Source organism: Alteromonas halophila, assembly GCF_014651815.1.
In the GTDB taxonomy this organism is placed as follows: domain Bacteria; phylum Pseudomonadota; class Gammaproteobacteria; order Enterobacterales; family Alteromonadaceae; genus Alteromonas; species Alteromonas halophila.
The window spans coordinates 140,388-155,507 of record NZ_BMXP01000007.1 but is presented as its reverse complement, the minus strand read 5'-3'; the positions used below and the strand labels follow the sequence as shown (position 1 = coordinate 155,507).

At 54.3% G+C, this 15,120-nt stretch carries 12 protein-coding genes; 6 read left to right on the top strand and 6 right to left on the bottom strand.

The window, feature by feature from the left end; genetic code table 11:
* Nucleotides 1-30 precede the first annotated feature (30 nt).
* Nucleotides 31-1,275: a multidrug effflux MFS transporter gene (locus IE054_RS13640; protein ID WP_189407314.1), complete on the top strand. Its 1,245-nt coding sequence runs from the start codon at nt 31-33 to the stop codon at nt 1,273-1,275.
* 120 nt (nt 1,276-1,395) lie between these two features.
* Here IE054_RS13640 and IE054_RS13635 read toward each other — a convergent pair whose 3' ends face one another.
* Entirely contained in the window at nt 1,396-1,725 is a 330-nt protein-coding gene (locus IE054_RS13635) for a hypothetical protein (protein WP_229805161.1), read from the bottom strand.
* 371 nt (nt 1,726-2,096) lie between these two features.
* A complete protein-coding gene (gene ilvC, locus IE054_RS13630) occupies nt 2,097-3,575 on the bottom strand; it encodes a ketol-acid reductoisomerase (protein ID WP_189407312.1) in 1,479 nt (492 codons plus the stop codon).
* A gap of 168 nt (nt 3,576-3,743) precedes the next feature.
* Between ilvC and ilvY the strand changes: the two genes are divergently transcribed.
* Complete coding sequence (gene ilvY, locus IE054_RS13625; RefSeq protein WP_189407310.1) at nt 3,744-4,607, top strand: HTH-type transcriptional activator IlvY; 864 nt, start codon at nt 3,744-3,746, stop codon at nt 4,605-4,607.
* Here ilvY and IE054_RS13620 read toward each other — a convergent pair.
* Together IE054_RS13620 and IE054_RS13615 are read right to left on the bottom strand one after the other, a co-directional pair.
* Complete coding sequence (locus tag IE054_RS13620; protein WP_189407308.1) at nt 4,589-6,103, bottom strand: YifB family Mg chelatase-like AAA ATPase; 1,515 nt, start codon at nt 6,101-6,103, stop codon at nt 4,589-4,591. The two genes, ilvY and IE054_RS13620, sit on opposite strands and share 19 nt — an antisense overlap.
* A 133-nt stretch (nt 6,104-6,236) precedes the next feature.
* The gene (locus IE054_RS13615) at nt 6,237-6,848 is read right to left on the bottom strand and encodes a trimeric intracellular cation channel family protein (protein WP_189407305.1); all 612 of its coding nucleotides are present in this window, start codon (nt 6,846-6,848) and stop codon (nt 6,237-6,239) included.
* Nucleotides 6,849-7,237: 389 nt separating this feature from the next.
* On the opposite strand from IE054_RS13615, the gene IE054_RS13610 reads away from it, so the two are divergent.
* Genes IE054_RS13610 through IE054_RS13595 form a run of 4 tightly spaced genes read left to right on the top strand, consistent with a single transcriptional unit; the run spans nt 7,238 to nt 12,498 of the window.
* Nucleotides 7,238-8,170 carry a branched-chain amino acid transaminase gene (locus IE054_RS13610; protein ID WP_189407303.1) on the top strand — a complete coding sequence of 311 codons (933 nt, stop codon included), beginning with the start codon at nt 7,238-7,240 and terminating at the stop codon, nt 8,168-8,170.
* 26 nt (nt 8,171-8,196) lie between these two features.
* The gene (ilvD, locus tag IE054_RS13605; protein ID WP_189407302.1) at nt 8,197-10,047 is read left to right on the top strand and encodes a dihydroxy-acid dehydratase; all 1,851 of its coding nucleotides are present in this window, start codon (nt 8,197-8,199) and stop codon (nt 10,045-10,047) included.
* The gene (ilvA, locus tag IE054_RS13600; RefSeq protein WP_189407300.1) at nt 10,044-11,579 is read left to right on the top strand and encodes a threonine ammonia-lyase, biosynthetic; all 1,536 of its coding nucleotides are present in this window, start codon (nt 10,044-10,046) and stop codon (nt 11,577-11,579) included. The genes ilvD and ilvA overlap by 4 nt, the downstream gene beginning before the upstream one ends.
* Nucleotides 11,580-11,604: 25 nt before the next feature.
* Complete coding sequence (locus IE054_RS13595) at nt 11,605-12,498, top strand: prenyltransferase (RefSeq protein ID WP_189407298.1); 894 nt, start codon at nt 11,605-11,607, stop codon at nt 12,496-12,498.
* A gap of 71 nt (nt 12,499-12,569) precedes the next feature.
* Here the strand turns inward: IE054_RS13595 and IE054_RS13590 are convergent, their stop codons facing one another.
* Nucleotides 12,570-13,796 carry an ABC transporter permease gene (locus IE054_RS13590; protein ID WP_189407296.1) on the bottom strand — a complete coding sequence of 409 codons (1,227 nt, stop codon included), beginning with the start codon at nt 13,794-13,796 and terminating at the stop codon, nt 12,570-12,572.
* 10 nt (nt 13,797-13,806) lie between these two features.
* On the bottom strand, nt 13,807-15,120 hold the full coding sequence (locus tag IE054_RS13585; RefSeq protein WP_189407294.1) for an ABC transporter permease: 1,314 nt from the start codon (nt 15,118-15,120) through the stop codon (nt 13,807-13,809).

Sequence of the window (15,120 nt, the reverse complement as noted above, 5' to 3'; positions counted from 1 at the left end):
GGCCTGCCAGTATATTCCAGCAGGAGTGTCATGCAGCAACAGGAATCGGTGTCACCCGTCGCGAAGAAGCGTCTGGGGTTGGTGGAGTTTGTCGCGTTGATGGCGACCATGACATCCTTGGTGGCGCTGAGCATTGATGCCATGCTTCCAGCGCTGGATGCCATCGGCGAAGCACTGCATGCCAACGATGCCAGTGAGGCACATCTGATTGTCACGCTGTTCTTCGCAGGCATGGCGGTTGGCCAGTTGTTTTTTGGCCCCTTTGCCGACACTCGTGGACGTCGCGCCGCTATCTTACTGGGCCTGACCATATTTGTTGTCGGTACACTGATTTGTATGTCCGCTCAAACCATGACCACGATGCTTATCGGCAGGGTAGTACAGGCCTTTGGCGTTTCCGGTCCGCGTATTGCGGCCATGGCTATCATCCGGGACCTGTATGTGGGCGATGCCATGGCGCGTGTCATGTCATTCATTATGATGGTGTTTATTCTGGTCCCCATGCTTGCACCGATTGTGGGTCAGACCGTTCTGCTGTTTTTCTCATGGCCACATATTTTTAGCCTGTTTCTGATCGTCGCCTTTCTGGCCGGTACCTGGTTTTTTACCCGACAGTCAGAAACGCTGCCCAGACAGCGCCGCCAGCGTTTCTCATTCACACGCTTTTTGTCATCCTCGAAGTACATTCTCACGCATGCCTCGGTCATGGGCTATACACTGGCGATGGGGTGTATTTTTGGGGCGTTTCTGGCTTACCTGAGTGCGTCCCAGACCATTTTTCAGGGCTATTATCAGGCCGGTAAGCTGTTTCCGTTTATTTTCGCGACACTGGCGTTTTCCATTGGTATTGCTTCATTTTTCAATGGTCAGATGGTGATGCGCTTTGGTATGCGCACGCTATGCCGGGTTGCGCTGGTGGGCGTGACGGTATTCGCTGTGATCTTCAATTTTATTCTGCTTTCCTATGCAGGGCTGCCACCGTTGTGGCTGACGGTGATGATCATGTTCACCGGTTTCTTTTTCGTCGGCATTCTGTTTGGAAACCTCAACGCCATGGCCATGCAGCCACTCGGTGACATGGCCGGGTTAGGTGCAGCCATCATTGGTTCGCTATCCAGTCTGTTTTCGGTGCCTATAGCGTTGTTTGTCGACAGCTTCTTAAACGGTACGCTCTACCCAATCGGTTTAGGGTTTCTGGTATTTTTCGTGCTTGCCGGCATATGTGTACGCATGGCCGAGCGCGCAACACCCTGCTCAGCGAACACAGATACCTGACAAACTAAGGAAGAGGCGACTAGGTCTGTCATTACTCAGCGAGCCCTGAAGTGCGTAGCCGCAAGGCAGGTTTCGCAGGCAATGGCTAATCTCCTGGTAAGAACTTCCTTAACCGCAGCGTTATTTAACCAGCTTGATCTTGGCAGACCGGTTTGACGGCGAAATATCAACAATACGGGGGATACGGATCCCCTGGCGCACTTTGTCATAGTGTACCTGAGATAGCTCCATCTCCTGGCAGAAACGATAAAAGGTCGTGAAGTCCTGTCGGCTGAACTCAGCGTCAGCACGCGACATTTGCGTGTCGATATACGCCTGTTCACCATTAATGGTCATCATCGCCACCGATGAATAAGGCTCGCCAAAATGCGATGTTTTAAGGGCTCTGACCATTTTCACTTCAAATAACCAGTCACCCATCTGCGTAATTCTGGACGGGGAGAATTGCATGATTTTTCCTCTGATAAGCAAGTGTTTTATTATTAGGTGAGATTCACCAAAGTACCAGTTACAAAGTACGTGCCAAGGTTTGCAACCAGTTAAATTTCAGAGACTTAACTGATTAAGTACGGTCAGCATGTAAGTTATTGGCAACACTCATTCATTGGGCCTGTATAGCTGTACTCGTTGCCATCAAATGGGATCAACACGAATCTTTAACTGTATGATATTTAAGTTTTTTTAATGTGTAGCTATTAGGTAACAATAGTTCAGGCAGGCATAAAAAAGCCCGGTCAGAATGACCGGGCAAAAGGGCTTTTTAAAGCACCTAACGACAGAAACAGGGAGGCGTTGAGATCCTTGTCAGGATCTCGCCATCGTCAATCAATAATTGCTTTCATATCCGTCATATAGCCACGGAGCACCGCGCCTATTTGTTCGACACCATGGGCACGAATGGTGTCATTGACCTCCACCAGCCGCTTGTTTTCAACTTTATTGGAGGAAACCGCCAGGCCCTTGCCAATCAAGCTGGTATCCACAGACGGCATAAACTGTTCACGAAGCAGAGGAATGGCGGCATTAGCAAACAGATAGTTACCATATTCGGCAGTATCTGAAATCACCACATTCATTTCGTACAAGCGCTTTCTGGCAATGGTATTAGAGATAAGCGGTGTTTCATGCAAAGACTCGTAATACGCAGACTCAGGCAAAATGCCGGTTTCAACCATGACATCAAAAGCCAGCTCAACGCCGCATTTGATCATGGCAACCAGTAAAATACCGTTGTCGAAAAAGGTCTGTTCATCAATGCTGCCCGTGTACTCAGGGGCTTTTTCAAACGCACTCTGAGCGGTTTCTTCCCGCCATTTCAGCAGGTTGGCATCACCGTTCGCCCAGTCAGCCATCATCGTGCGTGAAAACTCACCGCTGATAATGTCATCCTGATGCTTTTCAAACAGAGGGCGAAGCACAACTTTCAGCCGTTCTGACAGATCGTGCGCTTTTAGCTTGGCCGGGTTTGATAAGCGGTCCATCATATTGGTGACGCCACCAATTTTTAACGCTTCAGTGATGGTTTCAAGACCAAACTGGATTAGCGCAGCAGCATAAGCCTGGTCAATGCCGTCATCGACCATTTTTTCATAGGCAAGCACCGCCGCCACCTGTTGCATTCCGCACAGGATTGTCTGCTCACCCATCAGATCAGATTTCACTTCAGCGACAAACGAGGACGCCAGTACACCTGCTCTATCGCCACCCGTTGCACTGGCCAGCGCTTTGGCAATATCCCAGCCTTTATTGTCCGGATCATTCTCCGGGTGAACGGCAATGAGCGTGGGAACGCCAAATCCGCGTTTATATTCTTCCCGCACTTCGGTGCCGGGACATTTTGGCGCACACATCACTACCGTAATATCACTGCGGATCTGCTGGCCTTCTTCAACAATATTAAATCCGTGTGAGTAGCCCAGTGCCGCACCTTTTTGCATCAGCGGCATGACTGCTTCTACCACACTGGCATGCTGCTTATCCGGCGTCAGGTTATACACCAGGTCCGCTTCGGGGATAAGTTGCTGGTAAGTGCCCACAGTGAAGCCATTGGATGTGGCGCGCTCATAGGATTCACGCTTTTCATCAATCGCGGCCTGGCGCAGCGCATACGCTACATCCAGCCCTGAGTCACGCATATTAAGTCCCTGATTCAGCCCCTGAGCGCCACAGCCAACAATGACAATTTTCTTGCCTTTGAGAGCTGCGCAGCCTTCGCTGAATTCATCACGCCGCATAAACCGACAGCGACCTAACTGGTCAAGTTGTTCACGCAGCGACAGGGTATTGAAATAATTAGCCATAAAAATTCCGAACACAATTATGTCATGCACCACGCCTCTGGCGTGGGCGGCCCAGGTAACAGAGGCCTGTTCTGACAGTGTTACACCGACGATTCTGAGACTATCCGATTTTATTTATATTTAAAAATGATATATTCGCAATGTAATATTTCAAAAAGTGAAACGCTAATGGATTTTCGAAGCCTGCAATTGTTTTCTCATCTGGCCAACAGCCTGCATTTCGGTGAAACGGCCCAGGCCATGTATGTATCGCCATCGACATTAAGCCGGGTTATTCAACGTCTTGAGGATGAGTGTGGCTGTATCCTGTTTAAACGGGACAACCGCAAGGTAGCCCTGACCCATAGCGGGCATAAGCTGCTCGCATTCAGTACACGGGCTCTGAAAGACTGGCAACAGTTAAAAGATGAGTTGCGCGATGACAGTGAAGCCCTGCAGGGCGAGCTAAGTCTGTTCTGCTCGGTAACTGCCAGTCAGAGTCATCTTCCAGCCCTGCTGCGCCGTTTTCGTCAGCACCATCCCGGCGTGGATATCCGTCTGCTTACCGGCGATCCCTCGCTGGCTATCGACAAAGTAAAGAAGCAGGAGTGTGATTTATCAATTGCAATTCATACCCCCGATTTTCCTACCGATCTGCATTTCACGCCACTGGAGCCGGTACCACTGGTGCTTATTGCGCCGCGTGACTGGCGGTTGACGCAGTTAGATCAAATCGACTGGACACAGCATCCGGTAATCATGCCCGAGCATGGACCGACCCGTCGTACGGTGTACCACTGGTTTGCTGAGCACAGTGTGCGACCCAATGTCTACGCGTCTGTCGGAGGCAATGAAGCTATCGTCAGCATGGTGGCACTGGAATGTGGCATTGGTTTTGTGCCCAAGGTAGTCCTTGATCACTCCAGTATGGCGAGTGCGGTGACGCAGATACGGGTGGACGATATTGAGCCATACGCGCTGGGGATCTGCTGTCAACAGCGGTCTAAAAACGAACCGATGCTGCATGCCTTTCTTCAGGTTGCACTGAGCTGATGAATCAGCCTGTCCAGAGCCCGGTAGCCCAGTGCTTCTGCAATATGTTCGCGGCGCACCCGCTGCGCACTTTCTAAATCTGCCAGCGTGCGACTGACCTTCAGGGTGCGATGAAAAACCCGCATCGACAATTTTAATTTGCTGGCGGCGTGCTGTAAGAAGCTTAGGTCGGCCGCATCAAGGTAGCAGACCTTTTCCAGCTCGCTTGGTGCCAGATGGGCGTTGGCTTTGCCCTGCCTGGCGTGCTGTTGCGTCACGGCTTCCATCACTGCATCACGGGCGGTGAGCATCGAATCCGGTTGCGACGGGTCGGGTGAACAAAGCAGGTAATCCGGTTGCCGGGGCACTTCAACCTGAATATCAATACGATCCAGCAACGGGCCTGACAGCCGGTTTAAGTAGTTTAGCTGCTGTTGTGGGGTTAGCCGGTTGTCATCAATATCGCCGGTCGGGCTGGGGTTCATAGCGGCGATCAGCTGAAAGCGGGCTGGGAACGTTGCCTGACCACTGGCCCGGGCAATGTGTACGTCGCCGGTTTCCAGCGGTTCGCGCAGGACATCCAGAGACCGGCGGCCAAACTCTGGCAGTTCGTCTAAAAACAGAATGCCGTGATGTGCCATGGACACTTCACCCGGCATCGGAATGCTGCCACCGCCCGTTAGGGCAACGGCCGAGCAGGTATGATGCGGTGAGCGAAAAGGCCGTTGCAGAAAACGGGCCGGTGACACCGGCTCGCCGCGGATCGACAGGATACTGGCCACCTCAAGCGCTTGTTGCTTTGTAAGCGGCGGTAACAGCGACGCCAGGCGACTGGCCAGTAAGCTTTTGCCGGTTCCCTGCGGACCAAGCATCAGCAGGTTATGCGCCCCTGCTGCTGCGACCTGCAAGGCTCGCTTGGCCTGTTGCTGGCCGATGATGTCGTCCCATCCGGGCAGGGCTGGTGGTGCAGCGTCGGCCGGCATCTCCGGGCTCTGACGTAATGCCAGTTCACCACTCAGGTGATGAACCACGGCCAGTAAATCAAACGCCGGCAGTCGCGTTGCCTGCGTGACCAGCGTTGCTTCAATGTCATTGTCTCCCGGATAGATGAGCGCACGGTTATTTTCTGCACTGGCAATCAATGCCGGAATCACCCCCTGCACCGGTTTGAGCTCCCCGTTTAAGCTCAGTTCGCCAATGAGATAACAGTTGTCCAGTTGTTCCTGTGAAAGGTATCCGGCGGCGGCGAGAATGCCGATAGCGATGGGTAAATCAAAGCGGCCGCCCGCTTTGGCAATATCGGCCGGGGCCAGATTCACGGTGATACGCTTGGCAGGAAAGTCAAAGCCGCAGGTGAGCAGCGCGCTGCGTACCCGCTCGCGGGCTTCTTTAACGCTGGTTTCTGCCATGCCCACCAGCTGAAACGCCGGCAGGCCGTTGGCCAGATGAACTTCGGCCGTGACCGGCAGCGCATTCACGCCCTGCCCGGCAAAGGTCGATACGAGGGCCAGTCCCATACTCACTCCTGTCAAAAGAGTGCTTAGTGTACTGTGCACGGCACAGGCCGACGACTGGCCTTAAGACAGGTTTTATCTGTTCTCGGGAAAAGTGTCAGCCCGGTTTCAACTGTGCGAAATGGCGGGCTCTGCGTTAGTCGCCACTGAACACCGGCAGTTGCCAGTGCCAGCGCAATGCGCCTAAGCGCAATAATACGGTCACACTTAAGGCAAGCAGGCCGCACCACGCCGTACTCAGCCCCGCCTGCATGGCGACCCCATACGCAATGCCACCGATAATACAGGTAATGGCATACAATTCGCCGTCCAGTACCAGGGGCACCTCGCGACAAATCACGTCACGCAACAACCCGCCAAAAACCCCGGTGATGGTGCCCATGGCGATAGCGACCGCCATTGAGGTATCGCTGGCCAGCGCCTTTTCAATGCCGACCACATTAAACAGAGCCAGGCCGAAGGCATCGGCAATCAGCAGGTAATGATAGGGGAACTGAGGGCTCAGGCGCAGCCAGATTACCGGCACCAGGGCCGCCATCAGTGTGGTATACAGGTAATCGGTATCGGCGATCCAGAATACCGGCACATCCAGCATCAAATCGCGCAGTGTACCGCCACCAATGGCAGTGGCGCTGGCCAGTACAACCACCCCAAAGCCATCCATACGCTTCTGATAGGCCATCAGCGTACCGGATACCGCACATACTGCGACCCCGGCCAGGTTTAGCCAGTGAAACCAGTCAATCATTAGTCCCCCGTTCGCGGATTGACGAATACCCACAGGATGTGTGCAAATTACTTGATTCGGCCGCGACTTTCATGCTATTTCTTACATCAAATGGCAATCACAGGAATAGCCAGCCTGTAATGCCCGTGGAATTCTCCACGTCCGAACCTACATATAACGCGATATCATATCGCGGTCATGCAAGCCTAAAGGTCTGCCTTACAGGGTGAACGCCGTTGTGTTGAAGACAGCGCGTTACGCTGGGTGGTTTGTAAATAATTCTGTCCAGAAAACCTGCGATTTGCCTGCCATATTGGGCGGTTGCTCAGGGTCATGTATTATTCGTCTCAACACGTAATGCCACCAAGGTGGCTATCCGGGTATTTACCCTACACTTGAAAGGAATAAACATGGCTAAGCAACCTGCAGAATACATTTGGTTTAACGGCGAAATCGCACACTGGAAAGATGCCACCGTGCATGTGATGACGCATGCGATCCACTATGGCTCGTCCGTATTCGAAGGCGTCCGGGCCTATAAAACACCGGATAAGGGGACCTGTGTGTTTCGTCTTCAGGAGCACAACCGTCGCCTCTTTGATTCGGCGAAAATTTACCGTATGACCATCCCGTACACGCTGGATGAAATTAATCAGGCGACCCTGGATATTATCCGTAAAAACGATTTGCAGTCTGCCTATATCCGTCCTATTGCCTATTACGGCGATATTGGCATGGGTCTGCAGGTACCGTTTGGCACCGAAACCGATGTCGCCATTGCCGCGTTTGAGTGGGGCGCCTACCTTGGTGAAGAGGCCATCAAAAATGGTGTCGATGCGGGTATTTCCTCATGGAACCGGCTGGCCGCTAATACCATGCCGACCGGTGCTAAAGCGGGCGGTAACTACCTGTCGTCACAGCTTATTTCCATGGAAGCCCGTCGCCACGGCTACGGCGAGGGTATTGCACTTGATCGCAATGGCTATATCAGTGAAGGCGCTGGCGAGAACATTTTTGTTATCCGCAATGGCGTGGTCAGTACCACACCGCGCACTGCCGCAATTTTACCGGGGATCACCCGCGATACCTGTATGACGCTGCTTAAAGAAATGGGCTATGAAGTGCGCGAAGAAAACATCCCGCGCGAAGCCATGTACCTGGCTGATGAAATCTTTATGTGCGGCACCGCTGCCGAAGTCACGCCGGTTCGCAGTGTCGACGGCATCGATGTAGGCAGTGGCGGTCGCGGGCCAATAACAGAGAAAGTCCAGAAGATGTTCTTTGGCCTGTTCGACGGCACCACCGAAGACAAATGGAACTGGCTGACGCCGGTTTATGACTAACACTTAAACAACTATGGGAAGTCACTATGCCCAAATTACGTTCTGCAACCACCACACAGGGAAGAAACATGGCTGGGGCGCGCGCCCTGTGGCGCGCCACCGGTATGAAAGATGCCGACTTCGGTAAGCCAATTATTGCCATTGCCAATTCCTTTACGCAGTTTGTACCCGGGCATGTGCATCTTAAAGACATGGGGCAGCTTGTCGCCCGCAGCGTCGAAGCAGCGGGCGGCGTAGCCAAAGAGTTTAATACCATCGCGGTGGATGACGGCATTGCCATGGGCCACAGTGGCATGCTGTACAGCCTGCCGTCGCGGGAAATCATTGCCGATTCGGTCGAGTACATGGTGAACGCGCACTGCGCCGATGCCATTGTGTGTATTTCGAACTGCGACAAGATCACGCCGGGGATGCTGATGGCGTCAATGCGCCTGAATGTGCCGGTGGTGTTTGTCTCAGGCGGGCCAATGGAAGCGGGTAAAACCCAGTTATCGGATAAACTGATAAAGCTGGATTTAGTCGATGCCATGGTAGCCGCAGCAGATGACAAGGTCAGCGATGATGACGCCAACGAGATTGAGCGGTCAGCCTGCCCGACCTGCGGCTCCTGCTCCGGCATGTTTACCGCCAACTCCATGAACTGCCTGACCGAAGCGCTGGGGCTGTCGCTGCCAGGCAACGGCTCGATGCTGGCCACCCATGCCGATCGGGAAGACCTGTTTAAACGTGCCGGCTCGGTGATAGTCGAGCTGTGTCAGCGCTGGTATGGCAATGACGATGCCAGCGCCCTGCCGCGCAATATCGCTAACTTCAAGGCGTTTGAAAACGCCATGAGTCTGGATATTGCCATGGGCGGCTCGACCAATACGATTTTGCATTTGCTGGCCGCGGCCATGGAGGGCGAGGTGCCCTTTGGAATGGCCGATATCGATCGGTTGTCGCGACGGGTGCCGCATCTTTGCAAAGTGGCCCCCTCCACCCAGCAGTACCATATGGAAGACGTGCACCGTGCCGGTGGCGTTCTCGGTATTCTCAACGAGCTGAATAAGGGTGGGCTGCTGCATAACGATGTCAGCCATGTCCTGGGTGGCAGTATTGGTGATGTCATCAGCGAGTGGGACATTACGTCCGGCAATAACGAGCAGGCTGATAAATTTTACCGCGCCGGGCCTGCCGGCATTCGTACCACGCAGGCATTCAGTCAGGATTGCCGCTGGCCCAGTGTGGATGCCGACCGCAGTAATGGCTGTATCCGCGATATGGCCCATGCGTTCAGTGAAGAAGGTGGCCTGGCGGTCCTGTACGGCAACATTGCCAAAAATGGCTGTATTGTGAAAACCGCCGGTGTTGATGAATCTATCCACACCTTTACCGGCAAAGCACGCATCTATGAGAGTCAGGATGCCGCCGTAGCCGGTATTCTGGGTGATGAGGTCGTCGCCGGGGATGTGGTGATCATTCGCTACGAAGGGCCAAAAGGCGGGCCGGGCATGCAGGAAATGCTCTACCCCACGTCGTATCTTAAATCCAAAGGGCTGGGCAAAGCCTGTGCACTGGTTACCGATGGCCGCTTCTCCGGCGGTACCAGCGGCCTCTCGATTGGTCACTGTTCACCGGAGGCAGCCAGTGGCGGCGGTATTGCGCTAATTGAAGATGGCGACCCCATTTGCATTGATATTCCTAACCGCACCATCAATATCGACATTGATGATGCCACGCTGGCAGCGCGGCGCGAAACCATGGAAAAAAGTGAGCGGCCCTGGCAGCCACAAAGCCGTGAACGGCATGTGTCACTGGCTCTGAAGAACTTTGCCGCGCTGGCGACCAGTGCCGATAAAGGCGCTGTGCGGGATGCGTCCAAGCTGGAGTCATTATGACGGTCAGCGATCATGACTACCTGAAAAAAGTCCTGCTGGCGCCGGTGTACGATGTGGCGGTTGCCAGTGACCTGGTGCTGATGTCGCGACTGTCAGCTGAGCTTGGAAACGACATTTTTTTAAAGCGCGAAGATCAGCAGCCGGTTAAGTCATTCAAATTACGGGGTGCCTACAACCGCATCTGCTCACTCACCGATGCGCAGCGCGAAGCGGGCGTGATTGCCGCGTCAGCAGGTAACCATGCGCAGGGGCTGGCCTATGGTGCTCACACCAAGGGTATTCGTGCCACCATTGTGATGCCGGAAACCACCCCCGATATCAAGGTCGAGGCAGTGCGCCGGTTTGGCGGCCAGAATGTGAAAATTGTCCTGCACGGGACCAGCTTTGATCAGGCCAATGATCATGCAAAAGCATTGTGTGAATCAGAAGGCTATACCTATGTGCCGCCCTTTGATAACCCCGATGTCATTGCCGGTCAGGGCACTGTTGCCCGTGAATTACTGGAGCAAAACCCCTATATTGACGTGCTGTTTGTGGCGATTGGGGGCGGTGGCCTGGCTGCCGGTATTGCTGTGTATTTGAAGCAGCTCAAGCCGGATATTCGTATTATTGGTGTCGAGTCTGAAGAGTCGGCCTGTTTTGCCGCTGCCCGGGAGGCAGGAAAACCGGTAACCCTGAAAAATGTCGGGATCTTTGCCGATGGCGTTGCGGTGCGCACCATGGGTGAGGAAACCTTTCGGCTGTGCGACCGCCTGCTGGATGACACCATGACGGTGAGCAACGACGAAATCTGTGGTGCGATAAAGGATATCTTTGATGATACCCGGGTTATCGCTGAGCCTGCCGGTGCTCTGTCGGTGGCGGCTATCCGTAAATATGCCAAGCACCATGATATTCAGGGCAAACGCCTCGGCGGTATTTTATGTGGCGCCAACATTAACTTTCATACCCTGCGCTACGTGTCTGAACGCTGTGAACTGGGCGAGCAGAAAGAAGCCGTGTTTGCGGTGCGGATCCCCGAACGTCCCGGCGCCTTTAAGCAGTTTTGCGAGTGTGTCGGCAACAAGGCAATCACCGAATTTAACTATCGCTATGCCAATGACAGCGAGGCCCATATTTTTGTGGGCGTGAAGCTTAAAGGTGGTAAAAGTGAATATGCCGAGCTGCAACAGGAGCTGGAAACGCGCGGTTATGCCTGTGTTAACCTGTCTGACAATGAGCTGGCAAAACTGCATGTGCGGCATATGGTCGGCGGACGGCCGCCTACGATCCTCAATGAACAGGTATTTGCCTTTGAGTTCCCAGAGCGCCCTGGTGCGTTGCTGAACTTCCTGACGACATTGTCGGATCGCTGGAATATCACCTTGTTCCACTACCGTAATCATGGGGCGGCGCAAGGACTGGTGCTGGCTGGCTTTGATATTGAGCCGGACAGCCGCGAGGACTTCAATGCGCATCTGGCCAAACTGGATTATGACTATCAGGACGTGTCAGATGATCCTGCCTACCGGTTCTTCTTGTCCCATGATTAAACACTAAGGTAACAGGAAGGCCGGCGTGACTGCGAACACTATCCTTCAGACCATGCGCTCGCCCTTTCTGCTGCTGGTGGTCAGCTGTCTGTCGTTACCGCTGTGCTACAGCATAGCTGCCGACATTCGCTGGTCGCCGGTGATCCTTACCCTCATTGTTGCCAGTGCGCTGCTCGCGCATATCAGCGTAAATATGCTCAACGAATATATGGACTGCGACAGTGACCGTCAGCGCGGCTCCAGCCGCACCCCGTTTAGTGGCGGAAGCGGCGCACTGGTCGCACAGCCTCAGCGACGCGACGTGGTAAAGCATATGGCCCTGGTGATGGTGGGGCTGACCATAACCGGCGGCCTGGCGATTGTTATGCTGCAGCCTGCTCAGACCGGATTGCTGGTGCTGCTGGGGCTATTGGGGGCTGGCATTGTTGTCACCTATACGCCCTGGCTGAACCGCCTGCCCTGGTTGTGTTTGCTGGCCCCGGGCACAGGCTTTGGGCTGGTGATGTGTTTTGGCAGTTATGTGGCACTGACCGGCCGTACTGACAGCGCGATGCTACTTCTCGCGCTTATTCCCATGTTGTTGGTGAATAACCTGCTGCTACTTAACCAGTTTCCCGATGCCGACATCGACAGGCGCCATGGCCGCCGTCATCTGGTGATTGTGTATGGGTACCGGACTGCCGCTACCGTGTTATGCGTGCAGTGGTGCCTGGCCGCCGCGATTATTGCCGGTCTGGTTGTCAGGGGTACCCTGCCAGTACCTGCCCTGGCAACGCTTACGTTTTTGCTCCCCGCGCTGTGGATAGCCGGCAAGGCGCGGCATTATCACGCGCCGACGCCAGCGTTTATCCGCGCCATGGGGCTGAATGTGCTGATAACGCTGCTGTTGCCGGTCGCCCTGGCCGTGAGTGTTTTGTAGGCAAAGACCGATGAATACAGGGCGACGGCTAAGAGTCTAACCGTCGCCTTTACCCACAATGTGCAACCTGCCTATACGGTGCGGGTGGCCAGTGCCGGTGGGGTTTGTGCGGCGCGTAGAGCTGGGCCAAGTACCGCAAGCTGACCAATCAGTATTAATACGCCAATGCCCGCCGGAATATAAAACCAGTCCAGCGCAGTCTGATTAAACCATTGTACCAGTGCCATGTTCAGGCCCACCGTCAGGGCACTGCCAAGCACAATGCCCAGTGTGCATATCATCAGGTTCTCCAGCATAAAGTAGCGAATGATGGCAGGTTTGGTGGCGCCCAGCGCCCGTCGGGTACCAATTTGCTTTCTGCGGCGGCTGACGTTAAAGCTGGTCAGACCCACAATACCCAGTGCGGTGATGGTGCACAGTAAGACCATCACCGCCGTGAGAATGGTGATCATGGCGCTGTGACGACGATAACTGCGCTCGCGGGTGGCGGTTAAGGTATCCACGTCGCGAATTATACGGTTGGGGTAGGCATCGGCCAGTGCTGTCTCAACCTCGGCCATTAGCCGGTCGCGCTGTCCCGGCTCGGTGCGAATGAGATACCGGGTAGACGAGAAGTCCATTTTTTCCGGCGTCAGCATGGCGTGTTCAAGCCGATCCCAGCCAATCCAGGGGGCCTGCAGTTTGTCGATAATCCCGGTCACGGTCACCGGTTCATCGTTACCGATATACACGGTTTTACCAACCACATCCGCATAATTAGTGTCCGGGAACAGATTTTCTGCCAGTGCTCTGGTGATCATGGCAACGGGTGGCCAGTCACTCTGGTTACGTCCGCGCAGGCGCACATCGGAAGCCGTGAAATTCTCCCCGGCAATCACCTGTAAATCCAGCGCATCCACACCGTGCTCATCCACAAAGTAATTGGCGGTGCCTATGCCGTCGATGTCGGCGCCGGTTTCGGTTTTGAGGCTCATCGACCAGCCGCCACCACTGATGGGGATGGCATTAATTTGCACCGCATCAACCACGCCGGGTGTGCCTCGTAGCCGCCGCAAATCCTCATCAATCACGGACGATGCATTAAACGCACTGCCAAAGCCGGTGCTGGTGAGATAAAAGGTATTGGCTTCATCGACGCCAGACTCCCTTCCCATCAGCGCACTGCGCTCCACAATAATGAAGATAGCGTTGATAATGATGGTCATGGTAATGGCAATTTGCAGGGCGATAAGCAGCGCGCCCACCTTATTGCGCGACATGGCGCGCAGAATCGGGCCGGTTTCCCAGTTATGTGTCATGGCTCGCTCCTTACTGTGTTTTTAGCTGACTGGCCGGGGCAATCAGTGTTGCCCGCCAGGCCGGATAACACCCAGCCAGCATGCTGGCCAGTACTGAGAGTAAGATTGCTGCTATCACCAGCGGAATATCCAGCGCCACCAGGTTGCTGACAAAGTCGCCGTACAGCAGCTTAATGCCTTCCAGCCCCAGTAATGTCAGGCCCAGACCGGCTATGCCACCGGCGACACCAATCAGCGCGGTCTCGGTCAGGTACTGGGCGAAAATTGCGCTGCGGCTGGCCCCGATGGCCCGGCGCAGCGCCACATCACTGCTGCGCTGTGAAAATTTCGAAAGCAGCAGGCCAATGGTGTTTAATATGCATACCAGCAAAAACAGCAGCGCCACCCACAGCATGATTTGCGCGTCGTCGGCCACCACCTGCTGGTTTTCCAGCCAGGTCATCACATCACTTAGCCGGTTATTCAGTGGTCGTTCAAAGCGGCCTAAGGCTTTTTGCTGTTCCACGTAACTGTTCATAAAATCCAGATAAGCGGCGCGCTCACCGTCAGAGGGCAGCTCGACCCACATCTGAAAGTTGATACATTCCGACTGCAGAAACGCGGTAAAACCCTCGCCTTCCGGTGACTTCCAGCAATTGGTGTTGCCGCTGTTAGGCAGTTCCAGTTCGCGCTTCATATAAAACGGCATAAAGATATCGGCGGTATCCTGAAAGGCGTTGGTGGTGACATCATAGAAGCGGGGCACAACAATCCAGGTATCCAGCACCCCCACTACCCTAAATGGCTTACCGGCCACCGTTAAGGTGCGGCCCACCGAGTTTTCTCCGCCGAACACCCGGTCATTCACGTCTTTACTGATCACCACCACATAGGCGGGGTCGTTATCGTCCTCACTGCCCCAGCCACTGCCATACAAAAAGGGCGTGTCGAACATCGGGAAGAAATCACTGAAGTTGAGTCGAAGTGAGGCCATAAACGGGTTAATGTCCTGGTCGGCAGGCTCCACCACGGCGCCACTGGTGGCCATGGCCGTCTGGCGATGGGCGCGCTTTGCTTCCATCAGATTGGTGGCATCGCGCCAGGTCAGCTGATCCGGTGGTTCGTTCGGCTCACGAAACGGCGAATACGGATCCCAGCTATCCAGCTGCACATAGTAAAGATCATCACTTTTGTGCGGGATAGGGTTGGACGACATAATGTAGTTCACCGTAATGGTGGTCATGCAGGCACCAATGCCCAGTGCAATCGCCAGCATCATCAACAGGCTCAGGTACGGGTTGCGGCGAATACTTTTGGTCGCTAACCGCAAATAGTAGGCAAACAT

What these genes read in the sequence shown, in the direction of transcription:
- IE054_RS13620 (WP_189407308.1), bottom strand. Translation starts at nt 6,103, where the DNA reads ATGGGACTGGCCCTCGTATCGACCTTTGCCGGGCAGGGCGTGAATGCG.
- ilvY (WP_189407310.1), top strand. Translation starts at nt 3,744, where the DNA reads ATGGATTTTCGAAGCCTGCAATTGTTTTCTCATCTGGCCAACAGCCTG.
- ilvD (WP_189407302.1), top strand. Translation starts at nt 8,197, where the DNA reads ATGCCCAAATTACGTTCTGCAACCACCACACAGGGAAGAAACATGGCT.
- IE054_RS13590 (WP_189407296.1), bottom strand. Translation starts at nt 13,796, where the DNA reads ATGACACATAACTGGGAAACCGGCCCGATTCTGCGCGCCATGTCGCGC.
- IE054_RS13610 (WP_189407303.1), top strand. Translation starts at nt 7,238, where the DNA reads ATGGCTAAGCAACCTGCAGAATACATTTGGTTTAACGGCGAAATCGCA.
- IE054_RS13585 (WP_189407294.1), bottom strand. Translation starts at nt 15,120, where the DNA reads ATGTTTGCCTACTATTTGCGGTTAGCGACCAAAAGTATTCGCCGCAAC.
- ilvA (WP_189407300.1), top strand. Translation starts at nt 10,044, where the DNA reads ATGACGGTCAGCGATCATGACTACCTGAAAAAAGTCCTGCTGGCGCCG.
- IE054_RS13635 (WP_229805161.1), bottom strand. Translation starts at nt 1,725, where the DNA reads ATGCAATTCTCCCCGTCCAGAATTACGCAGATGGGTGACTGGTTATTT.
- IE054_RS13615 (WP_189407305.1), bottom strand. Translation starts at nt 6,848, where the DNA reads ATGATTGACTGGTTTCACTGGCTAAACCTGGCCGGGGTCGCAGTATGT.
- IE054_RS13640 (WP_189407314.1), top strand. Translation starts at nt 31, where the DNA reads ATGCAGCAACAGGAATCGGTGTCACCCGTCGCGAAGAAGCGTCTGGGG.
- ilvC (WP_189407312.1), bottom strand. Translation starts at nt 3,575, where the DNA reads ATGGCTAATTATTTCAATACCCTGTCGCTGCGTGAACAACTTGACCAG.